The following is an 11,479-nucleotide window of genomic DNA, read 5'->3' as shown; positions in this document are numbered from 1 at the left end:
AATTAGTCTCTGTTGCCAGCAACCGCACCAAAGATTTGTAATAAAGTAATAAAGATGTTAAATAGAGAAACAAATATATTAACAGTAGCTAATATGTAGTTAGTTTCTTCACCTCTAACGATAGCATTTGTTTGCCAAAGGATGAAACCACCTGAGATAAATGCAAATACTAAAGATATTACAAAACCTAACGCTGGAATTTGTAGGAATATGTTAAGTACCATCGCAACGATAGCAACAATAGCACCAACTGCACAGAAAGAACCTACACGATTAAAGTTTCTCGCTGGAGACATTGCTACTGCAGATAGTCCTAAGAAGATAAGTCCAGTAGTACCAAATGCCATCATAATAAGCTCAGCACCATTTGTGAACTGCTTGATGTACATATTTAATATAGGGCCTAATGAGTAGCCTAAAAGTCCAGTTAGAGCAAAAGTTAACACTATGCCCCAAGGAGAATTTTTAGTTGCATTAATACCGAATAGTAAGCCGATATAAGCTACAATCATGATGATTGGGTTAAGCATAACGCCAGCACCATTAGATGCTTGTACAAAAGCTATATAAGCAGTGAAAGCACTAAATAGTAAAGTCATTGAAAGTAGCAAGTAAGTATTTTTAAGTACTTTATTTGCTCTTAAAGCCATTTCTGGACTTAGTGAGTCTATAACACGAGTGTTATTGTTAAATTGATTCATTTTTTTCTCCTTTGAGGTATTTTGTTTTATTCAGCATTTAAAATCATTAAGATACTTAAGTAGCATTTTATACTACTTAGAAATCTTATTAATGAGCATTATATCATATCTATTTAATTCATATATGGGTTAAAGACCTAAAAATTACAAGGCATATTTACACTACATGAAAAATCATAGAGAAGAGACACAAATATTAATGATGAAAATATCATAAATAGTAGGGTGGTTGTGAAGATTTCATTTTTACCACCAGCTAATATTTTTCCTAGTGAGAAATAAATTGGAGTTATGAAAATATTTAAAATAAGCCCTAAAACTGTTGCAAAGATAATCATAATATTGCTTACAAGCTCATTTATAGTAAGGATTGATATTACCAAAATTGCTATTCTTATAGCTTCTATATATAGCATAGTCTTCATAAGACTAGAATTTGTTATAGACTCTACTTTTAGCGTTATAATTTTAAACCTCCAACCTACATAGATACATAAACATAATACATAAGTTAGAAGTAAAAATAAGAAGGTGCTAATTGGTGAGTTTAAGTAGTCTGGATCAATTCCAGTTTCATATCTTAAAAAGCTTAAGAACAAGAATTTATTAACAATTAGTAGAATTAAGCTAAAATATACATATTTAAGCAATATTGAACCATTTTCTTTATTATTTACACGGGTTAAAACATGTAAGATAATGAGGCAAATAGGTAAAATCAGAAGATTTATTATACTAAATAACCCTATGTGAATCATTAGGTAAAAAAGAGTCAATGCAAACGTTAAATATATAACAAATACCCCATAAAAGCTTATTTCTATTCTTTCAGTTTGGCTAGTTAAAGAAGTGTTTAGTTTATAACTATTTTTTAAAAAGAACATTAACAATGAAATAGTTAATAATAAATAAAATATCTTGAAATGAAAGAAACTATTAAACAGAACAAACTTAAGTAAAATGCCAAATGCAATACCAAGTATGGCACTCGAATAAACACCTACAAACCCATATAATCGACGTAAATCAGTTTTAAGATAAAAAGAACTAAGGTTGAGAAGTAAGTTCACAATTACAATAGCTAGACCAACCCATAAAACTGCAGAACTAAATAATTCGATATTTCTAATAAAGGATAGCAATAATGCCAGTACTATAAATTGAAGCCCATGGACTATGGATTTGGTTGAGCCAAGAAAATAGTTGCTTATACAACCAAAAATACCAGCAAAGAAAATTACAAAGATTTGGTCATTACGATTATAAAAAAAGTTAATATCACCATGCTGGGTTTGTAATGCTATAAATGGAGCAACACTCATACAAATACAAAAAGTAATTATTGCGATAATATGTAAGCCTTGAGGCTGTTTAAAATCTATATTAGCTTTTGATATTTTTTTTGAGATTAATCTTTTCATCATATTTACTTAGTAATTAATCCTTGTAAATTTGCTAAATATTTTGATTCATCAGGAGCGCAGTTATATTTTTGTGAACTCCACATTTCTTCAGCTAGATAGTCTATCATAGTGTGATGAACCTTATGCTCATCATGGTTGTATTTTACCAGTAAATCTTTATAAACCTGATTAATACCAGCGGGACGATTTGTTTGTACTTGTTCAATAATAGCAAGGTGTAAGCTTATATGCAAAAAAGGATTAACTTGTCCCATATCTGGCGAGTAGTCAGTGTCAATATTTTGCATAGTAAATTGATTATGATACTCCGGGTGTAACTCTATGATTCTAGCAATTTGTTCTTCTATGGCTGTAAGTTGCTGATTAGCTATAAATTTTTGCCAGCTTGATATTATCATACCTCGCAATTCAACTCTATCATTAGAAAATATCATATATATTTTTCCTTATCTTTAAATTCACAGTAGTCATATATAATACAGTTACGGCATTTTGGGCGTTGAGCAGTGCAAATATATCTACCATGAAGGATTATCCAATGATGAGCATCTTGTAAAAACTCTTTAGGAATTACGCGCATTAATCTTTTCTCAACTTCATTAACAGTCTTTCCTTTAGCTAAAGGTATGCGATTTGCAAGCCTAAAAATATGTGTGTCAACAGCCATAACAGGTTTACCAAAAGCAGTATTTAAAACTACATTTGCTGTTTTACGACCAACACCGGCTAGAGATATTAGACTATCAAAATCATCAGGCACTTGAGAATTGAATTTATCAATAAGGTCTTTGCAGGTAGCAATTACATTTTTGGCTTTTGTCTTATATAGTCCAATAGATTTTATATATGTAGCTAATTTTTGTTCACCAAGTGCAAATATTTGTTCTGGAGTGTTTGCCTCTTTATATAAAACCTCAGTAGCTTTATTTACAGAAACATCAGTCGCTTGAGCAGATAGTATCACGGCAATTAAAAGTTCAAAAGTAGAGTTAAACTCTAGCTCTGTTGTTGGTTTTGGGTCATTTTCACGCCAAATCTCAAATATTTTAGTGCGTTTTTCTTTATTCATTGCGAGTAGTAACTTTTTTCTTGTTTTTATATCTAGCTAATGAAGCAGCAATATAAGCTTTTTTATCCATATCTTTGGCAGTTGCTATGTTTGTATAAGCTTGGCGTTTTTGTTCTTTTTGATGCTTTTCTTTATCTTTATGATAGACATATCTATCACGATAATGATCTTTTTGATTTTCGTATTCGTTATCGGTTAAATTTTCTGGTTGTCTTTCAGTTGCAATATCAACTAATGAAATACAATCCATCGGGCAAGGTTCTATACACAGCTCACATCCTGTACACTCACTTTCAATAACTGTATGCATAAGCTTTTTAGAGCCAACTATTGCATCTACAGGGCAGGCTAAAAGGCATTTTTCGCAACCAATGCACATTGATTCATCGACAACTGCACTAGCACGAGCTTTATGCTCTCCAAGAGAGCTATCAAGAGGAATCTCAGGTTTGTTTAAAAGTTGTGATAATTCTTTTAATGTCTTTTCACCACCTGTTATACATTTGTTATGTGATTCACCATTTGTAATAGCTTTAGCATAACTATAGCAGTCATCGTAAGTACATTTTTGGCACTGAGTTTGAGGTAGTATTTTATCTATTGATTCTACGGATATTATCATCTTAGTATAGTTCTATGTTTGTTTTACTTTCAATATTTTGTATGTATTTAGCTATGTTTTCAGGAAATTCAATCATTCCTTTTGCCATTGTTAGTATAAAAAATGTCGGAAAAATATTTATATCATCCCAAGAAAAATTATCTCCATTAATAAAGGGAGTGTTTATAAAAGGGTCGATTTCTTTAAGTATTTTATTTATAGCTAGTACAGCATCATACGGAGGATTTTTAAGTAATGCATCCATATCGCCAATATATTGAGATTTTTTAGCTATAAAATATTCTCTAGCACTTTGGGTAGGAAAATCACACTCATTTGCAGGATGATAAGGGATCCTAGGATATACTACTCTGCGATAATGTTCTGGTAATAATGCTAAGTTTTCTTTTACTGAATTATCAATGTTTGAGTTCTCAATGTTAAAATCTTTAAGTTTTGCAATATATTTGCAAATATTATCACTTTCTTTTATAAAGCTACCATCATTAAGCTCAATAAATGGAACTTGTTTTGAGCCTATTTTATCTATATGAGATTTTTCATCATCATTAGCTAGAAAGACTAACTCATAACTTAGACTACTTAAATCTGCAATAAGTCTAACTTTAATGCAATAAGGACAGTGGTGGTATACATAAAGCTTCATGTTTTAAATCTGCTAAATAATTCTTGAGAAGTATTATAACAATTATGCTAGAAGTAGAGTAGCCTTAACAATGTTTTGAGTGATATTTATTAATACTGCAAAACATGGACTATTAGTTTAATAGTAGGTGCGGTTAGTATTAAATATAAGTATTGAAATAAGTTTTTTGAAAATATAGATAGATGTGAAACTATAAAGTTTCAGGAGAGAAAGATCTTTTAGCAGCTTCTTGGTCTAGTAAGTATAAACCACTATCTTTCACTAATTTTATTTTATTAATCATGTCACAGACTGTAGCTTCCTCTTCAACTTGCTCATCTATAAACCATTGTAAAAAGCTTTTAGTTGCATGCTCTTTCTCATCTAAAGCAATATCCATTAGGTGATAAAGTTTTGATGTTATATCTTCCTCATGTCTTAATGTTTCTTCGAAAACTTCAAGTAGCGAGTTAAAATGATTTTGAGGTGCCGAAGTTGCTTGCACTTCAATGCGACCATTTTTATCGTTGATATATTTCATTATTTTTTTGGCATGAAATAACTCTTCTTCATATTGAGCCATAAACCAATTTGTAAAACCACCCAGTCCAAGGTCCTCTGTATATCCAGCCATAGCTAAGTAAATATTCGCTGATTCTAATTCGTAATTGAACTGATCATTTAGAGCATTTAATAGTTTATCTGATAACATTTTGCTTCCTTATTTTTTTAATTAAAATTTAATAATTTTGTACTCTAGTTTAAAGGTTTTTCAACGGATTGCCAAATTTTTTTAGATATTCTTTTCCTAGTAATTCAGATCCAATATAGTTAAGGTGATTTGAGTCAGCATATACCGGTGTGTTATCTATTTCAGTATTACAGTATTTATCGTTGCATAGTGCTTTTTTAGGATCTATAACTATCAGCTGGGGATAATCTTTTTTAATTTTACCCACCAAATTTATAAAAGATTGTTGTTGCTGAGATACATAGTTAACATCAAGTTGACAAGCATTTTCTTTGAAAAGAAATGGTAAGCTTTGTTTTTCTAATGAGCAAAGATTATTCATGCTAGGGGAAAGTATAGGAGTATCTAGTATTAGTATTGGTATTGAGCCATTATCTATAATTAGTTTTACAGACTGTTTTAATGAACTTATATAATCAGAATAAATGTCTTTAGACCATTCTCCAGATAATACAACGTATTTATATTTTTTTGATTTTATCAGGTTCTTTATAGCATTATTTCTATCAGGGGCGGATACGCCCTCAATAATATTAGCTAAGCTGTAAAGAAAAGGAGTCGTTTTTTGAGTCACAACAAAGGCTTTTTGATTAATATTTTTCAACCATATTTGAAGCATTGGTACTTCAGATCTTGCATGTGAATCACCTATAATTAGATAATTGGTCTGTTTAGAATCAGCATCACCAAAAGTACAGTATTTAGGGTTAGGTAGTTGTTTTGAGTACAGTTCAGCAGATTGTCTCATCAAAAAACATTTATTGTTATCAATGCTGTCAAACTTATATGAATAAGTTAGTGTATTTTGATTTGTTTTTGGCTGATTAAAACCAATATTAAGATACTTTGCTGACAAACAAAATACAGCAAAAAATATAATTGGAACTATCCATAAAAATAACACACTTTTGGAGAAACTAAACTTGTATTTATGTCTAAAAGGTTTCTCTACAAACAAGTAAGATAATGTTGCAATAAGCATGCTAATAACGAGTATAGCAAAACAAACTAGAGATGTTTTATCTATGCTTAGGTAGTTAACAAAAGCTATGATTGGCCAGTGCCATAAATACAGGGAATAAGATATAAGACCTATAGCTACAAAAGGCTTAAAAGATAGTAACCTGTTGCAAAAAGGTTTAACCTCGCCACTGCCACTATATATAAATAAACTAGCACCTAAGCAAGCAACTATTGTCCAGTAACTAGGGAAAGGTACTTCCACAAAGTATACCGGAGTGATTAAACAAATAGCGGCAATTACAGATAGAGTATTTAGTAAAATTTTGTTTGAGCTATAGGATTTATATTTAACTAGTATTATCGATAATATACATCCGAAAAGTAGTTCAAATGCTCTATGGAGAGGGAAATAGTACCATCTTTGAGAATTTAAAATATAGATGTTTGAGTTTACTGATAAGAAAAATAATATAGAAATTATAAATAGTATCGTTGAGATAGTAAGTAGAGATTTTCTGCCAGAAATCTTAGCCTTATACATAACTGCTAAAATCACTGGCCATACGATGTAAAATTGTTCTTCAACACCCAATGACCAGGTATGTAAGAGAGGTATAGTTGCTGAATCAGCTCCAAAATAGCCAAAATCAAGCTTAATAAAGAAGAAAAGGTTAGAAAATGATGCAATTGCACTAGTAGCTGATTCTGAATAGTTGACTAGGTCTTGAGGCAGAAGTATTAACCATGCAAAAAAAGTTGAGAAGAACAATACAACTATTAATGCAGGTAGTATTCTCCTTATTCTTCTTAAATAGAAGTTTTTGATAGAAAACATTTGATTTTCTAAATCTCTAATAACAATAGTTGTTATTAAATAACCAGAAATTACAAAAAATATATCGACACCTAAAAAGCCAGATTTTACCCAGCTGATATTAAGATGAAATAAAACTACTGAAATAACAGCAAAAGCCCTCAATCCATCTATATCTTTTCTATACTGCATTAATTATAAAATATTATGAAAATATAATAGGTTAGATAATACATTCTTTTCCTATTGATTTAAACTTTTTGAAAGTGCTATGTTTACTCAAAACTATAAATTTTACTAAAAGTAACTAATAAACAAGATATAAACGGATACAAATATTGCATTTACTAGTAGGCTTTGGTAGATTAACACTTATAATTTTCTATAGTTTTATTTCCTATGAAAAAACCACATTCTGAACACAAGAAAAGATACCATAATAACAATAATAGTCGTTTTAAAGGTAAGCCGGTTGTTGACTATACAAGTGAGTTTGATAACAAAAAGTTGCAAACTCAATCAGGTGATGTAATTGAACTTTTTAAAATGATTCAAGCAGTTAGGTATGATAGAACTAACTTTCAAGAACTATATAATGAGTCTAGGCAAAAGCTTAATAATGATCGTATGAACCTTGAATCAGAGGTCATAAAATTAAAAAAACACTATAATGCTAGAATAACTGCTTTGCAGGAAGAATATAATTCTGTAAAATCAAACAATAAGTTAGAGTTAGCCCGACTTAGAGAAGGCTAAAACTTATAAAGTTGGTCGGGCAGTCGCGCTTATCTATTTGTTTAGAGAGTGAGGAAAGTCCGGGCTTTATAGAGCAAGATGCCAGATAACATCTGGGGGGCGTGAGCCTACGGAAAGTGCAGCAGAAAATATACCGCTTTGCATAGCAGAGTAAGGGTGAAAAGGTGTGGTAAGAGCGCACCGCATTGGTGGTAACATTCAATGGCATTGTAAACCCCATCTAAAGCAAGACCAAATAGCGTCACTATAGTACTGCTCGTACTGTGGCAGGGTAGGTTGCTTGAGTATGTTAGTGATAACATACCTAGATAAATGACTGTTTACTACAGAACCCGGCTTATAGACCAACTTTATATTTTTTACTTAGTGAGTATTTATGCAAGTTATTGATTCAAAACTTTTAAATAGTAGTGGCCAAATAAAGGATGATTTGCTTATAGCTGAGTTAAGTGATTTCTATTCTGATGATAAGTTTGGAATTATAAATTCAGCATTAAATTTACTCAAAGATAAAAGTTCTGAAAGTATAAGACATCCAACAGGAATTAGCTCTTTTTTATACGCGATTGAAATGGCGTATATACTATTTAAAATTCGTGCTGATGAAGAGTCTGTTGCTGCAGGCATATTATATGAGCTATATAATTTTGCTGATATAACAGATGAAGAAGTAGAAGCTTCTTGTGGTAAGACTGTGCTTCATATTTTACAAGGTACGCGTAAAATGTCTGCGATTAGAATGTATAGATCATCTTCTATATCATTAGAGCAGATAGATACCTTTAGAAAAATGCTCTTAACAATTATTGAAGATGTACGGATAGTATTAGTAAAAATTGTAGATAAACTTTGCACCATAAGACACCTTAAGTCATTAAAAGCCGAAACGCAGCAAGTTATAGCTCGTGAAACGCTAGATATTTATGCGCCGTTGGCAAATAGATTAGGCTTAGGTAGTATCAAATGGGAACTAGAAGATAGAGCTTTTTTCTTTCTTGAAGCAGAAGAGTATAAAAAAATAGCAAAAAGTCTAGGTGTGACTCGGGTACAACGAGAACAGTTTCTCATAGATGTTATTAAAGACTTAAAAACAACCCTCAAAAAATATGATTTTCATGCTGGTGTGCAAGGTCGTGTTAAACATATTTATAGTATCTATAAAAAGCTCCGCAATAAAGGTTATAAGGACATTGATGCACTTTTTGATATAACAGCTGTAAGAGTTATTACTAGTGATATTGATGAGTGTTATAAAGTTCTTGCTGAAGTGAATAATTTATACTCACCGGTACATGAAGAGTTTACTGATTATATTTCAAACCCTAAACCAAATGGCTATAAATCAATACATACTGTTGTTAGAAAAAATGGTAAAAACCTAGAGATTCAGATTAGAACTCATGAAATGCATGAGCAGTCAGAATTAGGTTTTGCCGCTCACTGGCGTTATAAAGAGGGTGTTAGGTTTGATGCTTCTTATGAGGCTCGTGTAGCTTGGCTTAGATCTCTTCTTGAATGGGAACAAGAGATCAATGAAGAAGAAAGCAATATTACAAAAGAATTAAATAATAGACTTTATGTATTTACTCCAGCAAATGAGTTAATTGATTTATCTGAAGGATCTACAGTTTTAGATTTTGCTTATTCTGTCCATACAATGGTTGGTCATAGAACTAAAGGTGCGAAGATAAATGGGAAAATAGTATCTTTAACAACAAAATTGGTTACAGGCGATAGGGTTGAGATTCTTACACAGAAAGAACCAAATCCAAGCAAAATGTGGGCATCTGAATCATTGGGGTATTTATCATCAGCTAAAAATCGTTCGCGTGTAACGAAGTGGTTTAATGAGCAGAATAAAGAAGATAATGTGATTCTTGGAAAGGAGAGGCTTCTTAAAGAGTTAAAAGGCTATGATGTTGAAGAGGTTAATTACCTTGAAGTTGCTCAAAAATTTAATTTTCAATCAGTTGAGAGTTTATTTGCAGCTATTGAGAATGGTAATATTAGGCTTAAGAGTGCTGTTAATCATATAATTGATGTTTATACGGCAGAAGAGACCTTAAACAAGAAAAATCAAAACAAAAATGCAAACTCAAAGTCTAACGTTAAAAAGATTTTAGTTTCAGGTTTTGATGGTATGAAATATGAAATGGCAAAATGTTGTCAGCCAGAATACCCAGATGCTATTGAGGGGTATATGAGTGTATCTAAAGGTGTAGTTATTCATACTACGAAGTGTCCTAACTTGGATCATTTAAAAGAAAAAAATGCTGAGAAGTTTATAGAGGTTAATTGGTTCAATTAGAAGTAATGTTAGTTCCAATATAAATCCATGATAAATGGTCATACATATTGGTATAAAATATAAAAAGTTAATTGTTTGAAACTGTCTAATAATAAGCTTTTAGTTTGCAGCAGCTCTTCGGTAGTTGCCAGTATTTTTCATCTGTTGAATCGTGCCGTTAAATATGCCTAGAGTTGCTTCATTTGAGGATTTTATTTGCTGACCACCGGCTGTAGTTCCAGCAACTGTAATTTTGTTCTGACCTGGCTCTGGTCTAGGTATTGTCCAAGAACCATTTTGGAAATTACCAGGAACTTTAGAACCATTTACTAGAAATTCAGGATGATCATCAGCAGTAATTGCTGGATCTGTAGTAATAGGAATTTGCTCCTCTTTAGAGAACTTGTTTTCTGTTTCTGATGGAGAGGTTATTGTTACCTCAAGAATTTGACTTTGAGCACTATCTAGTTCCTGCTTATTATTTTCAGCAAGCTTAGAGTTCGCTAGTTTTTCTATATCAGATTGACCAATTTCAATATCTTTAGTCGATTTTTTGGAAGCTTTTGTATCAACTACGGTTGGTTTTCCAACATTTATTGTTTTATAGTCTACATTGTCAGCGGGCTTTTCTTCTGAAAACACTACATTACCATTTTCAGATCTCCATGAATAAACTTGTTGAGAATCAGCAAGAGCGATAGAATATGAGCTAGCCATGGTTAAAGTTATTAAGATTTTATTTATTTTATTCATGAGATGATAATAAACCTATACTTTATGTAAATTTATTATAACGAAAATACTTAGCTTACGAAAGCGTTATGAAAGTAATAAAGAAATTATCTTCCCATAACATTTCTTATGTAGATTTGACTATCACTTGATGAATTTATGATCTTGTGATCGTGGGTAGTACCTCGGACACTTATACTAACCCCTCCAGGGTTAGGTCTATAAACCATCCAAACGCCATTTTCATAATGACCTCGAGTGGAAATGTCATTAATAAGGAAAACAGGATGGTCTTCAGCAGTAAGAGTAGGCTCAAGTATTATTGGTAGTTTAGCTCCATGAGCAAATACCTTATCACCCTGTGCAGGAGATATAACCCTTACATTAATAGTCTCTCTACTTTGAGAGCTTTTTTGAGGCTGATCTTGAGTTTCTTCAGATTTAATATATAAGTTATTAGCTTTTATTGAGTTTAGCTGTTCTAGTATCGGAGAAGATTCATGATCATCTTGACTAACATGCACTCCAATTTCTTCAAACTCATTATCAAACAAGGGTTCAGTTTGAGAAAAAACAGTATTGCCTCGAGAATCTTGCCAACTGTATACGCTATCAAGAGCATATAAGCTGTTAGTTACGAACAGTGATAAACTAAAAATTGTGAGCTGCTTTTTAAAAGACTTCATAATATTACTTTATATATTGTCAGATAATAGTAGTATATATTCTTTTGAT

Annotated in this window: 12 protein-coding genes and 1 other RNA gene; 3 read left to right on the top strand and 10 right to left on the bottom strand. The window is 31.5% G+C overall.

Translation table 11 applies throughout. The features are described from left to right. Positions 1-2: 2 nt before the first annotated feature. The 8 genes from FLM55_RS02605 to FLM55_RS02570 form a co-directional block, all read right to left on the bottom strand. Positions 3-701, bottom strand: a complete 699-nt coding sequence (locus FLM55_RS02605; protein WP_112869698.1) for a Bax inhibitor-1/YccA family protein — start codon at positions 699-701, stop codon at positions 3-5. A 137-nt stretch (positions 702-838) separates the two neighbouring features. Then, positions 839-2,122, bottom strand: coding sequence for a hypothetical protein (locus tag FLM55_RS02600; RefSeq protein ID WP_178947882.1), 1,284 nt, complete (start codon positions 2,120-2,122; stop codon positions 839-841). Positions 2,123-2,127: 5 nt separating this feature from the next. Then, entirely contained in the window at positions 2,128-2,559 is a 432-nt protein-coding gene (locus FLM55_RS02595; protein ID WP_178947881.1) for a DUF1841 family protein, read from the bottom strand. Further along, complete coding sequence (gene nth / locus FLM55_RS02590; RefSeq protein ID WP_178947880.1) at positions 2,556-3,194, bottom strand: endonuclease III; 639 nt, start codon at positions 3,192-3,194, stop codon at positions 2,556-2,558. Before nth ends, FLM55_RS02595 begins: the two co-directional genes overlap by 4 nt. Next, positions 3,187-3,816: an RnfABCDGE type electron transport complex subunit B gene (locus FLM55_RS02585; protein WP_178947879.1), complete on the bottom strand. Its 630-nt coding sequence runs from the start codon at positions 3,814-3,816 to the stop codon at positions 3,187-3,189. Before FLM55_RS02585 ends, nth begins: the two co-directional genes overlap by 8 nt. A 1-nt stretch (position 3,817) precedes the next feature. After that, complete coding sequence (grxB, locus tag FLM55_RS02580; protein WP_178947878.1) at positions 3,818-4,462, bottom strand: glutaredoxin 2; 645 nt, start codon at positions 4,460-4,462, stop codon at positions 3,818-3,820. A gap of 190 nt (positions 4,463-4,652) precedes the next feature. Beyond that, positions 4,653-5,153 carry a ferritin gene (locus FLM55_RS02575; RefSeq protein ID WP_178947877.1) on the bottom strand — a complete coding sequence of 167 codons (501 nt, stop codon included), beginning with the start codon at positions 5,151-5,153 and terminating at the stop codon, positions 4,653-4,655. 49 nt (positions 5,154-5,202) lie between these two features. Further along, positions 5,203-7,161, bottom strand: coding sequence for an acyltransferase family protein (locus FLM55_RS02570; protein WP_178947876.1), 1,959 nt, complete (start codon positions 7,159-7,161; stop codon positions 5,203-5,205). A gap of 207 nt (positions 7,162-7,368) precedes the next feature. On the opposite strand from FLM55_RS02570, the gene FLM55_RS02565 reads away from it, so the two are divergent. From FLM55_RS02565 to FLM55_RS02555, 3 genes are all read left to right on the top strand, one after another. Next, positions 7,369-7,725: a hypothetical protein gene (locus FLM55_RS02565; protein WP_178947875.1), complete on the top strand. Its 357-nt coding sequence runs from the start codon at positions 7,369-7,371 to the stop codon at positions 7,723-7,725. Between the two features lie 7 nt (positions 7,726-7,732). Beyond that, an RNA gene (gene rnpB, locus FLM55_RS02560) (RNase P RNA component class A) lies at positions 7,733-8,081 on the top strand. A gap of 20 nt (positions 8,082-8,101) precedes the next feature. Next, positions 8,102-10,033, top strand: a complete 1,932-nt coding sequence (locus FLM55_RS02555) for a bifunctional (p)ppGpp synthetase/guanosine-3',5'-bis(diphosphate) 3'-pyrophosphohydrolase (protein ID WP_178947874.1) — start codon at positions 8,102-8,104, stop codon at positions 10,031-10,033. A gap of 99 nt (positions 10,034-10,132) precedes the next feature. On the opposite strand, the gene FLM55_RS02550 is transcribed toward FLM55_RS02555, so the two are convergent. Continuing rightward, positions 10,133-10,765, bottom strand: a complete 633-nt coding sequence (locus FLM55_RS02550) for a DUF4124 domain-containing protein (RefSeq protein WP_178947873.1) — start codon at positions 10,763-10,765, stop codon at positions 10,133-10,135. An 86-nt stretch (positions 10,766-10,851) separates the two neighbouring features. Next, complete coding sequence (locus FLM55_RS02545; RefSeq protein WP_178947872.1) at positions 10,852-11,430, bottom strand: DUF4124 domain-containing protein; 579 nt, start codon at positions 11,428-11,430, stop codon at positions 10,852-10,854. Between the last annotated feature and the right edge of the window lie 49 nt (positions 11,431-11,479).

This window comes from Francisella sp. Scap27, from assembly GCF_013394105.1.
GTDB lineage: Bacteria > Pseudomonadota > Gammaproteobacteria > Francisellales > Francisellaceae > Francisella > Francisella adeliensis.
The sequence above is the reverse complement of the archived record's forward strand: the minus strand, read 5'-3'. Positions and strand labels throughout refer to the sequence as shown.